Here is a 16,065-nt window from a genome sequence, read left to right on the forward strand (position 1 = left end):
TAATATGACCGGTCGTATTTAATTAATGACTAATTGTAACTGTTCTATAAAGTATGAGATTGAATTATTCTGCCATCGAACGGCTTAGTAATGGAAAGGCGACCGCAAAAAAATCATCCAGCGGCTGACGACAACAGGCAATTTTCATACGCACCACCGCCCCTTCCCAGCTATTGATCAAAAAGCGTGCGACTTTTTCGGCATCAAGTCGGGTAGTAATACTGCCATCCGCCTGTCCTTCCCGCAGAGTGGCAGTGACTGCAGCAGTCCATTTTTCAAGAGCTTTTTTAATCGCCTGACGCAACAACGGGGTGTTGTCGGTCATTTCCGCCGCCAGATTTCCAATCAGACAGCCTTTCTCATAGCCAAATTCCGCATAATAAGCTGCCATATACTCAAAATGAGCCCGTAGCCGCGCGATGGGCGCTAAGGTGATGTCATTAAGAATTTCACGGTTGCAATCCTGCCCATAGATAGACAGCACTTCCAACGCCAGCAGCTCTTTGGCCTTAAAATAATTATAGAAAGATCCCTTAGGCACGCCAGCGGTATCGACAATATCCTGAACGCTACAGGCGCTGAATCCCAGAGTATGGAAGCGCTCAAGCGCAGCATCAACGATTTTATCGCGTACGCTTGGTTTGGCCATGACGAGATCCTTAACATGATAAACAGGGGGCAATTATAAGGACGACAGGTCAAATTTTGCAAGCCAGGGGCGGCATCAACGCCCCGTTCAGCACATTATGGCAGGAGGACGGCAACCCGTTGCTATTAGTTGTTATTATTGACAAAAGCAACCTTCCTTGCGCCCCTAAAGCGTTGATAACCGCCGCGGCGGAAAGGCACGAATGTGCCGTCGCACATTTACCGTTAGGCCGGCAGAGTGATATCACTGGCCGACAGCGTTCCCATATTATGATATATGGCGCAAGCGGCATCGACTAGATGCATGGCCAGCGCAGCCCCACTGCCCTCGCCCAGGCGCATTTCCATATCCAGATACGGGTGTAGATCAAGCTGTGCCAGCGCAATCGCCGCCCCTTTTTCCGCCGAACGGTGGGAGGGGATCAGATAGTCACGTGTGCGCGGGGCGATGCGACAGGCCACCAACGCCGCCGCGTAGGAAAGGAAACCGTCCAGTATCACCGGCACGCCCATCGCCGCCGCACCCAGCATCACCCCAGCCATGCCGCCCAAGTCAAAACCACCGACCTTGGCGAGGACCTCGACACCATTGTGTGGATCGGGCTGGTGGTACGCAATAGCGCGCGTAACCACGTCAATTTTATTTTGCAGCATAGATAACGGCAGATTGGCTCCCCGCCCAACGACATCCGTCGGCGACGCACCGCTCAGTACGCTGACCATAGCCGCAGCAGGGGTGGTATTGGCCATGCCCAGTTCACCCACGCCAAATAATGTCACACCCTGTGCGACCAGCCCATGCACCAGATCCGCACCGACTTCCAGCACGTGGCGGGCCTGGGCATCGGTCATGGCCGCTTCGCAGGCAATATTACCGCTGCCGCGTTGTATGCGCCGGTCGACCAGACCCGGTATGGGCAGTTCGCTGTCAATGCCCAAATCGACCGCGGTCACCCGGGCCCCAGCATTGGCCGCCAACACGCATACCCCGGTGGTTCCCTTAACCATATTGGCCGCTTGGATGGCGGTGACCATACGGGGTGAAACCGCGACACCTTCGGCATAAACACCATGGTCGGCAATCATCACTATGATCTGTTTTTCGGTGAAATCCAGCGGCCGCTCACCCATAATTCCCGCTAATTGGACCGCTAAGGTTTCCAGACGTCCAAGGCTGCCTGGCGGTTTAAGCAGTCCATCCAATCGATGCTGTGCTCGCCTCATCGCTGCCGCGTCCAAGGGACGTATAGCGTCTATTATCTGTTGCAAACTCTTCATGTTATCTCTCACTCCTGAGCAACCTGTTCGCGGTGTTAATATCCGGACAGCAGTACTCGGCCGCTGTCATTAGCCTGTTTTAGTACACAGAACCCGTCATTTAAGCTGACCTGGGTAAACGCATCCTGCTGGAAGGTAAAATGCCACATCGCGGCGGGAGGTAATCCCAGCAAGGTGGCCAGGATAATACCCAAGACCCCTTGGTGAGCCACCAATAGTGTATTGTCAACACCGTCCCATTGCCGCAGTCGGTTGGTTGCAGCAACCACCCGGTGGGAAAAGGCTTGGAAACCTTCGCCATCCGGCGGAATTGTATGCTGCCAGTCCGCGCACCAGGCAGCATAACGTTCAACATCTTGGTGCTTAAGATCCCGGTGGTGACGCAGTTCCCATTGGCCGAAGTCCATTTCATCGAGCTGTGGCCAGGCTTCCATCGCCGCCTGCGGACGGAGGATCTGTGCCGTTTCCCGACTACGGCGCAGCCGGCTGGTTAAAATACGGTCGAAGGAGATATCCGCCAATTGCCACGCCAGCCGGTGTGCCTGCCATTGACCACGCTGTGTCAGGGCCAGATCGCTTACGCCGCAATAAACACCATCAGCATTGGCCTGGGTTTCACCGTGACGCACTAAATAGAGGTTCATAGCAGTAGCCCCGGTGTAAAGTGTAAAAGCGTAGTCCGTAAAAGTGTCGCCAGTAAAAGTGCCGCCAGTAAAAACAGCCACTCGAATATTTCCACCCCGCAGCCAAGCGTATCACCCGTTTGCCCACCCAGCACCGCGTTGATCCTGGCGCGGTAGCCGTAGGCTATCGCCAGAACGATAAGCCCAGCGATGGCGCCGTGCATACGGGTAAATAACAACGTCAGCAGGAACCCGAGCAGCAGCATCACCGCAAAATGATGGCCGCTAATCTGACCAATATAAACATTGCCCAGTCCGTTTTCACGCGCGTAACGCTGGCGGTACATCAACAGGCCGATCAGCGCACGGCTCAGACAAGGCGCGGCAATAATATAAGGGATCGCGCCGCCGGGTATGCCGTTCAGCGCCACTATGGCCATCAAACGCAGCCCAATGGCGAATATCATCGCCAAGGCGCCGTTGGTGCCGATACGGCTATCGCGCATGATGTCCAACATCCGATCACGTTGGCGAGCGGAAAAAATACCGTCACACGTATCCGCGAGCCCATCAAGATGAAACGCGCCGGTCACCATGGCATTGGCAACCACCGTGAGCAATGCAGCAAGCGGCGTGCCAAATAACGGCTGCGTCACGGCAAACACCAGCGCACAGATAGCGCCGACCACCAATCCCACCACCGGCAGCCAGATGACGCCACGGGCATAACTATTGAGCGAGAGATCCGCCGTCCAGCGTGCCGGTACCGGCAAACGGGTCATAAATTGCAGGGCGGCAAAAAACTGTTTCATCACGCGACTCCAATCGGGTCATGACCTTTGATATGGACCGGAATACCGCAGACCACCAACCAGACATCGGTAGCGGCGGCAGCCAAGCGCTGATTGACCCGCCCGGCGATGTCCCGAAACTGTCGCGCCAACAGGTTCTCCGGCACAATGCCCATACCCAGTTCATTGGTAACCAGGATCACCGGGCAAGATGCCGCGGCGCAAGCGGCCAGCAGGCGGTCGATCTGTTGTGCGATATGCTGCTCGATTGCGGCAAAGTCCATCTGCTCGGCCGGCGTATCCCCGGCCAGGTCAAATAGCAGGTTGGTAATAAGGGTAGTGACACACTCGAGCAATACCGCGCTGACCTGTCCGCGGTGGTTGAGGATCGCCTGATCGCAGTCACGATACCCTTCCCAGGTCAGCCAGTGCCCCGGGCGCTGTTGGCGATGCTCTGCCACCCGCGCGGCCATTTCCGGGTCGGTGACCCGCGAGGTCGCGATATACAGCACCGGGCCGTTTTCCCGTTGCGCCAGGCGTTCGGCGAGTCGGCTTTTGCCGCTGCGCGCGCCGCCGGTGATCAACATCATAGTACGGTTCCTTTTGCGGTTTGGTTTAAGATTCGGTGACCGCCGACGCATGCTCACGCATCACACGATACAGCAGCGCAATGTCGATATGGGCGCGCATCTGACTGGCCAACGCATCGAAGGACTGTTGTTTGCGCTCGCTCCAGCTTATGACCGGCGTGTCCAGCGCCCCCAGGCCGCGTCGTTGCCGTAATGCATTCAACAACGCCCGGGTAAACAGCGAGTTGTCAAACAATCCGTGAATATAACTGCCGGCCACGGTGCCGGCGGCGTTAATCGCACCATCATCACGTTCCACACCCGGCTGTCCGTCATGGCCAATTTGCCGCACTAGGCGGGCGAAAGGCTGAGCTCCCTCGCCCAAGTGGGTCTGACCCATATGAATTTCGTAGCCTTTAAGTGACATACCGCTGCCGGCGGCGAAGATCCCCGCCGACAAGTCCAGTACGTTCGCCTCAACTTGAGTGGTGGTTTTCAGCGGTTCGAAGCGGGTAACACAGTCCAATAGCCCCAATCCATCGGTCTGCCCAATACCGGATTCCACGCCGTCGGTAACCTGGCGCCCGAGCATCTGGAAGCCACCGCAAATGCCCAGGATTGGCACACCTTGCTGATGAGCGAGCTGAATGTCTTGATCGATGCCGTTATCGCGCAGGTAGAGCAGATCGCCCAGCGTGTTCTTGCTACCGGGGATGATCAGCAGATCCGGCACCCCCAGGAATTCGCCGCGTTTAACATAACGTAAATGCACATCCGGCTGGAACGCCAGTGCGTTGAAATCTGAAAAATTGGCAATATGCGGCAATTGCAGTACCACCACATCTAACTCCCGGACCTCGTTCTGGTGGTATTTATCGCCCTGCAATGCCACACCGTCCTCATCTTCCATCGGCTCGTCGAACCACGGCATAACGCCGACCACCGGCACACCGGTCAGCGCCTCAATTTGGTCGATACCGGGTTTCAGTAATGCCGGGTCGCCGCGAAATTTATTAATGATCACACCTTTCACCCGCTGTTTTTCCTTCGGACGCAACAGCGCCAAGGTGCCATAAATCGCGGCGAACACCCCGCCTTTATCAATATCCGCCACCAGCAAAACCGGCGCGTCGGCCTGTTCCGCCATGCCCATATTGACAATATCCCGATCGCGCAGGTTGATTTCCGCCGGGCTGCCGGCACCTTCGAGCACCATAATATCGACCTCCGCCGCCAGACTGCGATACACCTGCCCCACTTGTTCACGTAACTGGGGTTTAAAGCGGTGATACTCCATGGCGTCCATATGGCGCAACGCTTGCCCCATCACAATCACCTGCGACTTGCGATCGCTGGTTGGCTTGAGCAATACCGGATTCATGCGCACATCAGGCTCAATGCCCGCTGCCTCAGCTTGAAACACCTGCGCACGCCCCATTTCGGCGCCATCGCGGGTGATCCAGGAGTTCAGTGCCATATTTTGCGCTTTAAACGGCGCGGTACGATAACCGTCCTGGGCGAAAATACGGCATAAGCCGGCCACCAGCACACTTTTACCCACGTCGGACGCGGTACCTTGCAGCATAATAGACCAGGTCATAATGGCATCTCCTGGGATTGTCCGACAATATCGAACAATTCCTGTTCGGTCTTAACCAACGGCATTCCCAGCCGGGTATGGGCTTTGACTAACCATGGCTGGCTGAGCCCCGCCCGGGCCAGCAGAGCAGATTGCAAAAACACGTCGCGCTCACTGCCTTGGGCCAATAGACGTCCCTGCGCCATCACATAGATATAGTCGCAAATGTGATAAATCAGATCGATATCATGGCTGGCGACAATCACGTGGCGCCCTTGATCGCTGATACGCTTAATGATCTCAATCATCGCCGCGCGGCCTTGGGGATCGAGCCCGGCAGTCGGTTCGTCCAGCAGCAAATAGTCCGATTGCATCACCAGCGCACCGGCAATGGCCACCCGCTTTTTCTGGCCATGGCTAAGATACTGGATCGGCTGATGACGGAAGGATCCGGCGCCCACCAGCGCCAGTGCTTGCTCCAGGCGGCCTTGGATCACCGACTCCGCCATGCCCAGATTGCGCAAGGCAAACGCAATATCACTATCGATATCGGTATAAAACAGTTGGTGATCCGGCTCCTGAAATACCAGCACCAATCGCTGGCGTAACGCTAACAAGCTGGCCTTATCATAGCGCAGCGGCTCGCCTTGCCAGAGTACCCTACCGCTTTGCGGTCGCTGCAGGCCCAGCAGATTCATAAACAAGGTGGATTTTCCACAACCGTTGGCGCCGATAATCCCGGTCACCCGGCCACGGCTAAAGTCGAGGGTTAAATCGCATAACGCCGGCTGATCCTGCTGCCAAGAGAAACACAGTGCCTCGGTAGCTAACATGTCATGCTCCTTATAGATGAAACTCGCCCTGATACAACTTCACCTCGAGCGCCACCGACATCTCGTGATAACGTGTCATGACCCGCAGCATTAACATTCCCACCAACATCGCCAATGAATGATAACCCGTGCGCAACGTGCGATAACCAAAACGCAGGGACTGCGCCTGGCGAATCGCCACCGCCTCGTCGATAAAAATAAAAATAAAGCGATAACACAGCAGCGTATGTTCAATCAATAACCGGGGAAGATGGCAACGCTTGAGAATATACACGATTTGGGTAAACGGCGTGGTCAAGACAAAAAAGTAGGTGGCCGCCAGCGCGGTCATACTGCGCCACATGGCCTGGTTGGCCAATACCAGCCCATGCTGATCCAAGCCCAGAAACAGGCTGCCCAAACGCAGACTATAGAGCATACCCTGGCTGTTCCAGGCAAACGAGACCGCGATACTGAGCAGGCTCACCGCCAAAAATCCCAGCGGCAAACTCAGCCAGCGCAAATAACGACCAAAACCAATGCGGGCCACGTAGCAGGTCAGCGGCATCAGTGCGAACAATGTGACGCATTGATAACGCGGCGAGGTCAGCAGAGCAATCGCGAGCAAGACCATATAGAGCACAAACTTCCCCATTGGGGAACGATCATGCCAGCGGTTTTGCCACGCCAGGCGGTCAATTTCCAGCATGGCGACCATACCGAATACGCTTATTGCCGGCGGGTTTTTTAATCAAGAGGGTCCGCCGGCGATCACGACCCTTATAATATCCCAAAATATAGAAGATCACCGCCGTACCCAGCGATCCTTGCAGCGTAAACAGCAGGCTTTCGATTTCACTGCTGGCCGGCTCATAGAGTGGGGTAAACCAGGGTTTGTAATGAGGCGCAATGCGCGTTACCAAACTCTCCGCCTGGTTGTCGGAGCCATCATAACTGCCGCCATGATTGATAAAAAACGGCATGACCATCAGCATCACCACCAGTGAAAGCAATATCAGCATCTTTTTCATATTACAGACTCCCCGCACCGATCAGCCGCCGTTTGGTAAGCTGGTCGTAAATCATTACCGTCAGCAACCCTTCGGCAATGGCAATTGGAATTTGCGTCAGGCAAAACACCCCCATAAATTTCAACGTCGAGGCAGTGAAACCAAAGGTAGGATCGGGAAACGCCAGACCCAGTTGGAGTGAGGTCACCATATAGGTGGAAAGATCAGCCAGCGTCGCGCACAAAAATACCGCCACGTCGCGCCGTAGCCCTAGACGTAACGACAGTCGCCACACCCCATAACCGATCATCGGCCCGACCACCGCCATGGAAATGGCATTGGCCCCTAGCGTCGTCAAGCCCCCGTGGGCCAATAACAGCGCTTGAAACAACAGCACCACTGCGCCCAGAACCGACAAGACCCAGGGACCAAACATGATAACCGCTAGCCCAACGCCGGTGGGATGGGAGCAACTCCCGGTCACCGACGGAATTTTTAGCGCCGATAATACGAAAATAAACGCGCCGCATAACGCCAGCAACACCTTACGGTTACTGTCCTCGGTTACGATGTGCTTCATGCGCGTCAAGCCGATGGCCAGACAAGGCAAAAACAGCAGCCACCAGGTCAATGCCCACAGGGGGGGTAAAAAACCTTCCATGATATGCATCGCGTAAGCATTCTGCGGCGCTATCAGCAGCACGATCAACAGCAACAGGGGCATGCCGGCGGCACCGGCGAAAACACCCTTACCTACCTGTAGGTTCATTGGTTGATTCCTTGGTTCGAGACGAGAGTGACAGCATGATCGGCGGCGGTACGCCAGCGTTTATTGACCACCACCGTGGAAAAATAGGGCAAAGCCTGATCGGGAGCCACGTCATCAAGTGCCAGGAAACACGCTTCGTCCGGCAGTGAGGCATTGGCCATCAGCAATGCGTACTCAATTAACCCTAAACGGCGCAGCAGTTGCTGAATCCTGGCGAATCGGCCATAGACCTTCATCAATACGATGCAATCATGGGATAAGAGTGCCGCTTCCAGCGCGCTATCATTATCAGTACAGGCCATCACCGCCAGTGATTGGCTCTCCATAGCCAAAGGCACCTGGACACGGGCAGCGATGCAGGCAAAAGAGGTGACGCCAGGGATAATATCGATGGCAATACGACAGCGCAGGCGCGCCAGCAGAAACACCCAGGTGCTATATAGCATGGCGTCGCCCAGGGTAATAAACCCAACCTGCAGCCCTTGTTCCACATCGGCGGCCATGTCCTGAGCCACCGCATCCCAGACCCCGTTTTTTTCATCGGCGTCCTGGTTCATGGGGAAATGACGGGATTTCACTCTGGTTGCCGCCCCCAGGTATTCACGCACAATGCTCAAAGACAGACTGTCTCCGCCTTTGCGCCCCGCCGGGGCGTACAGAACATCAAGCTGACCGAGCACGCGCGCACCGCGTACGGTGATCAAATCCGCTGCGCCCGGGCCAGTACCGATGGCATACAGTTTGCCGCTCATAGCCCCACCTCCGTACCGATACGTTCACTCAGGTGATCAACAAACAACTGTTGGATTAAGGGATTTTCGCCCAACCCGCGCACCCAGCACTGACATTCATAACCCGCTCGCTGCAGTTGGCTGCACCAGGAATCGGGCTGGTCCGATGCCATATCATTAATCGCGTGATCGCCCGCCACCAACATTAATGGCATTAAATGGACTTTTCGTACTTGTTGGCTACGCAGTCGTTCAATCACGCCCGACAGATCGGGATAACTTTCCACTGCGCCGATAAACGCCGGGATATGCTCAGCGGCCAGCATATGATCCAGACAGGCATAAGCAGCGAACGCGGGATGGCTGGTGCCATGCCCCATAAATACCACCCGTTCATCATCCGCCAAGGGCGGCATCTGCGCCTGCAGCGCGCTAATCAATCGCCGATAGTCGCGTTCGTCATTTAACAGGGGCGCGCCAATATGCAGCAGGCCAAATCGCTCACGGTATAAGGCAGCCTGGTGAAGAATTTTTTCATATTCATCGCCATTGATGATGTGCAACGACTGAATCGCCACATCCCGATAACCCTGTTGCCAGAGTTTTTCCAGCGCCTGCTCCGGCGAATCAATAAACAACCCGTCTCGCCGCGCCAGCTTGCGCATAATCATGCCGGAGGTAAAGGCGCGAAACGGTGTGCGATCGGCAAAAACGGCGGCCAATCTTTGCTCGCAGGCTTCAATATTGCAGATGCGTGCCTCAGGATATGACGTGCCGAAGCTAATGGTTAATAACGCTTTTTTCATACAGGGTTCCTTAAAGGCTCAGCCGTCGGCACATCAAGGGCATCAAGCCACTGGTTCAGTCGGCGCTCAAATGCCTCCGGCGTGGCAATCACGTCATCCCAGTGCATCACGGGACGACGAATCACGACGCAGGGGATATTCATCTCCAGGCAGGGCCTCACTTTTTCCGTATATCCCCCTTCCCGGCCGGACTCCTTGGTGATCATGACCTGCGGCCGGAAATGACGATATAATGCTACGTTAAGTTCGTGGCTAAAGGGCCCGGTCATGGCAATCACTTGATTGACGCCCAAGCCCAGTGTTGCGCATTCAGCCAGGATCCCGGCCAGCGGCAAGACCCGGGCGATTAGCGTTTTCCCTGGCAACCACCGGACGTAGTCGGCCAGTTGTTTGCTGCCGGTGGTCAGCATAATGCGCTCACCGAGGGCGGCAGCTGTTTGGCAGGCCTGCTCCACACTGTCCACCGGTAATAATAATGGGTGGTTGATCGTGGCGATGTCACTGGGCCTTTCGTAGCGGGTAAGCGGCAAACCCAACTCGGCGCAAGCAGCAGCCAGATTATGTGACGCCAGCTCGGCATAGGGATGCGATGCGTCGATAACCCAGCGGGCGTTCCGTAGCCAGTCGGCCATGGCATCGGCGTCCATCCGCCCTACCTGCAGTTCGCCCCCCAGATCACCCGCCAGGGCCGCACCGGTGTCGCTGGCCACCGACAGGCTATAAGGCACCCCACGCCGGGTCAGCGTGCGGCACAGTATCAGTGCGTCCGAGGTCCCCCCGAGAATATGGATGTGAGCCGGCTTCCCTGGGCTCACCGGGCTGAGTGCGTTCATTGCCGGCCACCGGTCAATGACCGAGGGTCAGCCTGGTTGATGTCATCACTCATACGCGGTTTCATCGTTAGATTCTCTTGCTTCGTTGTCCTCGGCAATCTGGTACCCTCGGGGGGTTATCATCAGTCCGTCACGGCAATAGGTCGCCTGATTGCCAACGATCACCAGGCACGTCATGTCCACCGGCGTAAAATCCATTTCGCCCAGGGTGGTCAGCCATTTTTCCTGCTTCTTGCGACCCGCGGCACGCACCACCCCCACTGGGGTGGTGTCCGATTTATGGCGGCGCAACAGTGCAAACGCCTTAGCCAGATGGTCTGGCCGGCCGTGGCTGCGGGGATTGTAAAAGCAGATCACAAAATCCGCCTCGGCAGCGCAAAGAATTCGCCGCTCAATCACGGGCCAAGGGGTCATCAGATCACTGAGGCTTATATGGCAAAAATCATGCATTAGCGGCGCGCCGAGCAACGCAGCGGCGGCAGTGCTGGAGGTCACGCCGGCAATGAGCCGTATTTCCACGTCCAGTTGCTGTTGGGTGCTCAACGCCAGGATTAACCCAGCCATGCCATAGATGCCGGCATCACCGCTGCTGATCAGCGCCACCTTTTGGCCACCCACCGCCAAATCAAGCGCCACCTGACAACGCTCAATTTCTTTGCACATGCCGGTTTTAATCACCTGCTTATCACCGGTCAGGTGCTTCACCAAATGGGTATAGGTCTTGTAACCCACAATGATGTCGGCATCGCGTATGGCGTCAAGCGCCTCAAGGGTCATCGCGGCCTGGCTGCCCGGGCCGATACCGATCACATATAACATCAGCAGGAAACTCCTAAAGTAATGGTCACACCTTGGGTTCGCAGCGTGTCGCCAATCAGGTGACCGTTGCTCATCAGCCAGGCGACGGGTTGGGAAACGCTGCCGATCCCAACGATGCGCGCGACAAAATCCGACACCGGAAAATGGGCCGCTGCGGGTTTGAGGCGCTCGACTGAAAAAATGTCAAAGGGTACGCAACACTGGTTAGCCAGATCACGCAGCGCAGGTTCGTCGCGTTTCATTGCGACGCTGCCGATGGCGCTTAGCGCCAGCGGGTCGATATGCAGTTCTGCCAGTTGCTGCTTGAGCAGACGCGCCACAGTGGATAACGGCGTATCGCGCTTGCAGCCAATACCAGCCACAATGCAGCGCGGCACCAGTTTAAACACCGGAATTGGGACCGCCGGCACACTGTCATGCAAACTGACATACAGCAGCGCGTCCAATTCGGGCAGAGGGTCCAGATCGCTCACCAGCACCAGTCCACGGGTATCAACCTGTTCTTCGGACCAACGCTTTTTTGCCGTGGCCAGCGAGCGGGGATCCCAATACAGGCCAACGTTGCGGCCACAGATCAGCATTTGATTGAGTGTTTTAACCTTCTGGCGAAAGTCTGTCATGGTGGCGTTTAACTGTTGGGCCAGAATATCCACTGCCGCCAACTGATTGACGTCGGTCGCGGTGGTGATCACCGGTTCGGCACCGATCAGCCCGGCAATGTATCGGGTCAGGGCGTTGGCCCCGCCCATATGTCCGGATAACAGGCTAATCGCATGGTGGCCTTGATCATCGATGACCACCACCGCCGGATCGCTGAATTTATCTTTGATCAACGGCGCAATGATCCGCACCGTCAGACCGGTGGCGCAGATAAAAATCAGCGCCGAGGAGTCAGCGAATAGGTCCGCCACCGTATGAGCCATACTGCCATCAAACGGCTCAAAACCCGGTTCCAGCAGGTTTTGGCTGGTAAAACAGGTCATCGGCAACAGGCCGGATAGGCGTTTTGCCAGGGTGATACCGCCCGGTGTCAGGCAAAACAGCGCGATTGACTCAGGCTTGACGGTATTCATGGGAAAATTCCGCGTGATATAGCTGCGAATAATGATATTCATCGCCCAAGAATGCGCCCACCAGGATCAGCGCCGTTTTACCGATGCCCGCCGCGCGCGCCAGGCTGGCAATATCAGCCAAGGTGCCGCGTACGGTTTTTTCCTCCGGCCAGGTGGCTTTGTAGATGACCGCCGCCGGCGTTTCCTCGGGATAACCGCCGGCGATCAATCGCTGCGCTACCCGCTCAATGGCCTGTACCGACAGGAAAATCGCCATAGAAGTGCGATGGGCGGCAAAGGCTTCCAGCGATTCGAGTTCCGGCGTCGGCGTGCGCCCTTCCATGCGGGTGATAATCAAACTTTGCGCCACTTCCGGCACCGTATACTCCACCCCCATGCGCGCCGCCGCGCCAAGAAACGCGCTGACGCCCGGCACGGTGCTAAAGCCAATATCCCGTTTTCCCAGCTCTTCGATTTGCTCGCGGATCGAGCCGTATAAAGACAGGTCCCCGGTTTGCAAACGCACCACCAACTTACCCTGGTTGATGCCTTGCACCATAGCGTCAATAATCTGCTGTAGGTTCATGCTGGCGCTGTCATAACAGGCTGCCTGCGGCTTGCAATACTCCAGCAAGGCGGGATTTATCAATGAACCGGCGTAGATCACCACATCCGCTTCGCACAACAGGCGATAACCTTTTAGCGTGATCAACTCCCGGTCACCCGGTCCGGCGCCGACAAACCAAACCAGTCGGTGGTCAAAGGGCACTGTCATTGGTGTTCTCCTTACGGCAGGAAATAATAAAAGCGGGATTGTTAGGTTTGAAATAATGTCCGCTACCAAGACCGGTCAGGGTCGCAATCTGCATTTGGATGCAGTCCACCTCGCTAAAACCGCCCAAAGCCAGACACTGCAACGCTTGGTTAAGGTTTTCCAACAAAATAAGGTTAATCACCAAACGACCGCCGGGTAACAGCAGTGAACCGGCCCAATGGATGATTTCCGCCAGATTACCGCCACTGCCGCCAATAAAGAGGGCATCCGCCCGTTCAGTCATCGGCAGTGGCGCCTCGCCGGCAATAATCTCCACTCGGGTCAGGTCGAAGCGTTGGCAGTTTTGGCGGATCAACGCCAACGCGTCCGGATTGCGCTCCAATGCGGCCACCCGCAAGTGTGGATAACGGTAGGCGGCTTCGATAGCCACGCTACCGGTGCCAGCGCCGACGTCAATAAACAGACTGGCCTGGGTTAACTCCAAGCGTTCCAGCGCCACCAACCGAACCTCACGTTTGGTCATCGGTACCGGTCCACGAATAAACTCTTCATCTCTCATCAAGGATCACCACTACATTCATCGCATAATGCCGCGCAACCTGTTCGGGAGCCAAACGCAGGATACGCTCGTCGGGATAGGACAGATTTTCGCCAACAATCATCTTGCGACGCAGACCGCGCGCCAGAATCTGCTGGGCAATGTCATACGGTCCGATCTGCTGGTCGGTGACCATAGCGACCTTGGCGTGTTGTAATACAAAATCAAAATCCGGCGTCCGGCCGTGACTACTGGTCAAAAAAACGTCATTCATTGAGAGCGCCAGACGGGAAAACAGATATTGCGCCGCGCTGATGCCCGGTACGATGCGCAGCCGAGCGGGATCCAACTGACGGCTTAAATAATCGCCAATGCCATACAGCATCGGATCGCCGGAAGCCAGCACTACAATGGGCTGTTCGCAGTGGTCATTCAGCCAGACGACCAACTGTGCCAGGGATCCCTCACGTTGCCGTTTCTCACCGCAAAAACCAGGAAAACAGTTCAACTGCCGCGAGCTGCCGATCAGTACCTCACAATGATCAATCAACCATTTGGCCTGTGGTACCAGATAATCACTGTCTCCCGGTCCCAGACCCACTACGCTGATATTGGCGGTATCTGCGGCATGCGTCATAGAAAGGCCTCCGTGAGTTCGCTCACCGGGCGACTGCTGCCCAATATCTGCTGATCAAACGAGAACAGCAGTGCATCGCAGCGAGGTGGATGGGTGGAAAACCGCAGCAGTTCGGTCATGCGTTCCGCCACGCGCCTGGCGATGGCCGGATAAACCCGCTGCCAACCCGCAGCATCAATGTGTGCCATGGCTTCTTCCGTCGTGACACACTCCGCCACCTGATGTATCAGCGCCCGTGGGGCGTCGCTCAGGGCCAGCCAGGCGATCAGGGTTTCAAAACGCCCGTCTGCGATATGGCTATGGGTATGGAAGATCCCCGCCGCCACTTTCACTAATTTGCCGAAATGTCCCACCAGTAACACCTGCTCAAAACCCAGTCGCTCGGTTTCTTTGAGCATATACCCCACAAAATTACTCATTGTGACAACGTAACGTGAGTCGAGATGTAGCTGTTCTTGCACAAACCGTTGCCCGTGGTTGCCGGGTACCAGAATCACGCGATCCATCCCTTCCGCCCGTTTCATACCCAGTTCCAGCGACAGGGAGCTTTTCCAACTCTCTTCTGACATGGGCGTAACGATGCCGCTAGTACCAATAATTGAAATGCCGCCAAGGATACCCAACCGAGCGTTGAAGGTTTTTTGCGCCCGCGTTTCCCCCTCCGGTGCAAAAATCTCCACCTGCGCGCCACGTTCTGGGCCGATGGCCTCACGCACCGCTGTTTCGATGGTGTGCCGAGGGGTTTTATTGATCGCCGCCGCACCGATCGCCAGCCCAAGACCCTGGCGCGTAATTCGCCCGATACCAATGCCACCATCGATGACAATGGCGGTATCGTCGCGCAGTCTAACCCGAGCAAAAATCATCATGCCGTGGGTAGCGTCGATATCATCGCCACCGTCTTTACGGATCGCCGCCGTGGCTTCGCCGGGACTGATAAGCGGCATTTCCACATTCAGACGCAACGTCACGCCGGAGGGGGTAATAATGGAGATCGTATCCATTACCCGCTGGCGCAGCAGCATCAGGGCGGCAACCTTGGCCGCGGCGGTGGCGCAGGATCCGGTGGTATAACCTTTACGCAGTGCCTTGCCGTTATACCAAACCACGTCTTCCATTATTCCTCCCGCAGTTGATAAACGATGGCATTGACAATCGCGGCGGCAATATTACTGCCACCCTTGCGTCCGAGCGCCGCGATACAGGGCAGATCGCTTTGCGCCAGCGCCTGCTTGGATTCGCTAGCCCCCACAAACCCCACCGGTACGCCAATGACGGCTTCTGGCCGCGTCCCCTGCCCGGCGGTGCAGTGCTCCAACAAGCGAAACAGTGCAGTGGGGGCGTTGCCAAAAACAAATAGGCTCTTGCCGGGCGCGCATACCGCCCGATCTACCGCGGCCATTGAACGGGTTATGCCCGCAGCCCGCGCCTGCTCGGCCACGTCGGTATCACCGATAAAACAGCGAATATCGCAACCCAACCGGGCTAATTCAGTTTTATTGATACCAGAGAGCGCCATGGTGGTATCGGTATAGAGTGTGCACCCCTGGCGCAACGCGTCGGCAATGCGTTGCGGTGCATCGGCGGAAAAATGCAGGATATCCAGCCAGTCGAAATCCGCGCTGGTATGGATGGCCCGCAGAATAATGCTCTGCTGCCACAGGTCGGCGAAGCGATATTTTGGCCGCTCCTGTGCAATGAGTGTCCGAATAATCTCAAAACTGGCGCTTTCGATTTGCTGCGGTTGCTTGATATAACTCATTGTGGAACGGCTCCGGGCATCGGCCCTGTTAAC

General features: G+C 56.2%; 20 protein-coding genes. All 20 read right to left on the bottom strand.

The genetic code is table 11. The features are described from left to right. Positions 1-64: 64 nt before the first annotated feature. Positions 65-649, bottom strand: a complete 585-nt coding sequence (locus tag SJI19_RS01940; RefSeq protein WP_323476584.1) for a TetR/AcrR family transcriptional regulator — start codon at positions 647-649, stop codon at positions 65-67. A 224-nt stretch (positions 650-873) separates the two neighbouring features. After that, on the bottom strand, positions 874-1,926 hold the full coding sequence (cobT, locus tag SJI19_RS01945; protein WP_323476585.1) for a nicotinate-nucleotide--dimethylbenzimidazole phosphoribosyltransferase: 1,053 nt from the start codon (positions 1,924-1,926) through the stop codon (positions 874-876). Between the two features lie 35 nt (positions 1,927-1,961). Continuing rightward, positions 1,962-2,570 carry an adenosylcobalamin/alpha-ribazole phosphatase gene (locus SJI19_RS01950; RefSeq protein WP_323476586.1) on the bottom strand — a complete coding sequence of 203 codons (609 nt, stop codon included), beginning with the start codon at positions 2,568-2,570 and terminating at the stop codon, positions 1,962-1,964. Continuing rightward, positions 2,567-3,364, bottom strand: coding sequence for an adenosylcobinamide-GDP ribazoletransferase (gene cobS, locus SJI19_RS01955; RefSeq protein WP_323476587.1), 798 nt, complete (start codon positions 3,362-3,364; stop codon positions 2,567-2,569). The genes SJI19_RS01950 and cobS overlap by 4 nt, the downstream gene beginning before the upstream one ends. Continuing rightward, positions 3,361-3,930 (bottom strand): bifunctional adenosylcobinamide kinase/adenosylcobinamide-phosphate guanylyltransferase, encoded by a 570-nt coding sequence (gene cobU, locus SJI19_RS01960; RefSeq protein WP_323476588.1) that lies wholly within the window; start codon positions 3,928-3,930, stop codon positions 3,361-3,363. Before cobU ends, cobS begins: the two co-directional genes overlap by 4 nt. A 25-nt stretch (positions 3,931-3,955) precedes the next feature. Then, complete coding sequence (locus tag SJI19_RS01965; protein ID WP_323476589.1) at positions 3,956-5,509, bottom strand: cobyric acid synthase; 1,554 nt, start codon at positions 5,507-5,509, stop codon at positions 3,956-3,958. Further along, the gene (locus SJI19_RS01970; protein WP_323476590.1) at positions 5,506-6,321 is read right to left on the bottom strand and encodes an ATP-binding cassette domain-containing protein; all 816 of its coding nucleotides are present in this window, start codon (positions 6,319-6,321) and stop codon (positions 5,506-5,508) included. Before SJI19_RS01970 ends, SJI19_RS01965 begins: the two co-directional genes overlap by 4 nt. 10 nt (positions 6,322-6,331) lie before the next feature. Further along, complete coding sequence (locus SJI19_RS01975) at positions 6,332-7,009, bottom strand: energy-coupling factor ABC transporter transmembrane protein (protein ID WP_323476591.1); 678 nt, start codon at positions 7,007-7,009, stop codon at positions 6,332-6,334. After that, positions 6,996-7,331 (bottom strand): energy-coupling factor ABC transporter substrate-binding protein, encoded by a 336-nt coding sequence (locus tag SJI19_RS01980; protein WP_323476592.1) that lies wholly within the window; start codon positions 7,329-7,331, stop codon positions 6,996-6,998. Before SJI19_RS01980 ends, SJI19_RS01975 begins: the two co-directional genes overlap by 14 nt. A 1-nt stretch (position 7,332) precedes the next feature. Then, positions 7,333-8,079: an energy-coupling factor ABC transporter permease gene (locus tag SJI19_RS01985; RefSeq protein ID WP_323476593.1), complete on the bottom strand. Its 747-nt coding sequence runs from the start codon at positions 8,077-8,079 to the stop codon at positions 7,333-7,335. Further along, positions 8,076-8,831, bottom strand: coding sequence for a cobalt-factor II C(20)-methyltransferase (locus SJI19_RS01990; protein WP_323476594.1), 756 nt, complete (start codon positions 8,829-8,831; stop codon positions 8,076-8,078). The genes SJI19_RS01985 and SJI19_RS01990 overlap by 4 nt, the downstream gene beginning before the upstream one ends. Beyond that, on the bottom strand, positions 8,828-9,616 hold the full coding sequence (gene cbiK, locus SJI19_RS01995) for a sirohydrochlorin cobaltochelatase (RefSeq protein ID WP_323476595.1): 789 nt from the start codon (positions 9,614-9,616) through the stop codon (positions 8,828-8,830). Before cbiK ends, SJI19_RS01990 begins: the two co-directional genes overlap by 4 nt. Further along, positions 9,613-10,449 (bottom strand): precorrin-6A reductase, encoded by an 837-nt coding sequence (gene cobK, locus SJI19_RS02000; RefSeq protein WP_323476596.1) that lies wholly within the window; start codon positions 10,447-10,449, stop codon positions 9,613-9,615. Before cobK ends, cbiK begins: the two co-directional genes overlap by 4 nt. A gap of 45 nt (positions 10,450-10,494) precedes the next feature. Continuing rightward, a complete protein-coding gene (locus tag SJI19_RS02005) occupies positions 10,495-11,268 on the bottom strand; it encodes a precorrin-3B C(17)-methyltransferase (protein WP_323476597.1) in 774 nt (257 codons plus the stop codon). After that, the gene (gene cbiG, locus SJI19_RS02010) at positions 11,268-12,341 is read right to left on the bottom strand and encodes a cobalt-precorrin 5A hydrolase (protein ID WP_323476598.1); all 1,074 of its coding nucleotides are present in this window, start codon (positions 12,339-12,341) and stop codon (positions 11,268-11,270) included. The genes SJI19_RS02005 and cbiG overlap by 1 nt, the downstream gene beginning before the upstream one ends. After that, positions 12,322-13,095, bottom strand: coding sequence for a cobalt-precorrin-4 methyltransferase (locus SJI19_RS02015; RefSeq protein WP_323476599.1), 774 nt, complete (start codon positions 13,093-13,095; stop codon positions 12,322-12,324). Before SJI19_RS02015 ends, cbiG begins: the two co-directional genes overlap by 20 nt. Continuing rightward, positions 13,079-13,654 carry a decarboxylating cobalt-precorrin-6B (C(15))-methyltransferase gene (locus SJI19_RS02020; RefSeq protein WP_323476600.1) on the bottom strand — a complete coding sequence of 192 codons (576 nt, stop codon included), beginning with the start codon at positions 13,652-13,654 and terminating at the stop codon, positions 13,079-13,081. Before SJI19_RS02020 ends, SJI19_RS02015 begins: the two co-directional genes overlap by 17 nt. Continuing rightward, on the bottom strand, positions 13,644-14,270 hold the full coding sequence (locus tag SJI19_RS02025; RefSeq protein WP_323476601.1) for a cobalt-precorrin-7 (C(5))-methyltransferase: 627 nt from the start codon (positions 14,268-14,270) through the stop codon (positions 13,644-13,646). The genes SJI19_RS02020 and SJI19_RS02025 overlap by 11 nt, the downstream gene beginning before the upstream one ends. Further along, positions 14,267-15,388: a cobalt-precorrin-5B (C(1))-methyltransferase CbiD gene (gene cbiD, locus SJI19_RS02030; RefSeq protein WP_323476602.1), complete on the bottom strand. Its 1,122-nt coding sequence runs from the start codon at positions 15,386-15,388 to the stop codon at positions 14,267-14,269. The genes SJI19_RS02025 and cbiD overlap by 4 nt, the downstream gene beginning before the upstream one ends. Further along, positions 15,388-16,032 (bottom strand): cobalt-precorrin-8 methylmutase, encoded by a 645-nt coding sequence (locus SJI19_RS02035; RefSeq protein ID WP_323476603.1) that lies wholly within the window; start codon positions 16,030-16,032, stop codon positions 15,388-15,390. Before SJI19_RS02035 ends, cbiD begins: the two co-directional genes overlap by 1 nt. Between the last annotated feature and the right edge of the window lie 33 nt (positions 16,033-16,065).

It is taken from the genome of Acerihabitans sp. TG2 (assembly GCF_035013185.1).
GTDB lineage: Bacteria > Pseudomonadota > Gammaproteobacteria > Enterobacterales > Enterobacteriaceae > Acerihabitans.

Bases quoted from the DNA above. Each gene is read 5' to 3' on its own strand.
- SJI19_RS01985 (WP_323476593.1), bottom strand. From the start codon at position 8,079: ATGAACCTACAGGTAGGTAAGGGTGTTTTCGCCGGTGCCGCCGGCATG.
- SJI19_RS01940 (WP_323476584.1), bottom strand. From the start codon at position 649: ATGGCCAAACCAAGCGTACGCGATAAAATCGTTGATGCTGCGCTTGAG.
- SJI19_RS02005 (WP_323476597.1), bottom strand. From the start codon at position 11,268: ATGTTATATGTGATCGGTATCGGCCCGGGCAGCCAGGCCGCGATGACC.
- cobU (WP_323476588.1), bottom strand. From the start codon at position 3,930: ATGATGTTGATCACCGGCGGCGCGCGCAGCGGCAAAAGCCGACTCGCC.
- cbiK (WP_323476595.1), bottom strand. From the start codon at position 9,616: ATGAAAAAAGCGTTATTAACCATTAGCTTCGGCACGTCATATCCTGAG.
- SJI19_RS02025 (WP_323476601.1), bottom strand. From the start codon at position 14,270: ATGACGCATGCCGCAGATACCGCCAATATCAGCGTAGTGGGTCTGGGA.
- cobT (WP_323476585.1), bottom strand. From the start codon at position 1,926: ATGAAGAGTTTGCAACAGATAATAGACGCTATACGTCCCTTGGACGCG.
- SJI19_RS01975 (WP_323476591.1), bottom strand. From the start codon at position 7,009: ATGCTGGAAATTGACCGCCTGGCGTGGCAAAACCGCTGGCATGATCGT.
- SJI19_RS01950 (WP_323476586.1), bottom strand. From the start codon at position 2,570: ATGAACCTCTATTTAGTGCGTCACGGTGAAACCCAGGCCAATGCTGAT.
- SJI19_RS02020 (WP_323476600.1), bottom strand. From the start codon at position 13,654: ATGAGAGATGAAGAGTTTATTCGTGGACCGGTACCGATGACCAAACGT.
- SJI19_RS02035 (WP_323476603.1), bottom strand. From the start codon at position 16,032: ATGAGTTATATCAAGCAACCGCAGCAAATCGAAAGCGCCAGTTTTGAG.
- SJI19_RS01990 (WP_323476594.1), bottom strand. From the start codon at position 8,831: ATGAGCGGCAAACTGTATGCCATCGGTACTGGCCCGGGCGCAGCGGAT.
- cobK (WP_323476596.1), bottom strand. From the start codon at position 10,449: ATGAACGCACTCAGCCCGGTGAGCCCAGGGAAGCCGGCTCACATCCAT.
- cbiD (WP_323476602.1), bottom strand. From the start codon at position 15,388: ATGGAAGACGTGGTTTGGTATAACGGCAAGGCACTGCGTAAAGGTTAT.
- SJI19_RS01965 (WP_323476589.1), bottom strand. From the start codon at position 5,509: ATGACCTGGTCTATTATGCTGCAAGGTACCGCGTCCGACGTGGGTAAA.
- SJI19_RS01970 (WP_323476590.1), bottom strand. From the start codon at position 6,321: ATGTTAGCTACCGAGGCACTGTGTTTCTCTTGGCAGCAGGATCAGCCG.
- SJI19_RS02015 (WP_323476599.1), bottom strand. From the start codon at position 13,095: ATGACAGTGCCCTTTGACCACCGACTGGTTTGGTTTGTCGGCGCCGGA.
- SJI19_RS01980 (WP_323476592.1), bottom strand. From the start codon at position 7,331: ATGAAAAAGATGCTGATATTGCTTTCACTGGTGGTGATGCTGATGGTC.
- cbiG (WP_323476598.1), bottom strand. From the start codon at position 12,341: ATGAATACCGTCAAGCCTGAGTCAATCGCGCTGTTTTGCCTGACACCG.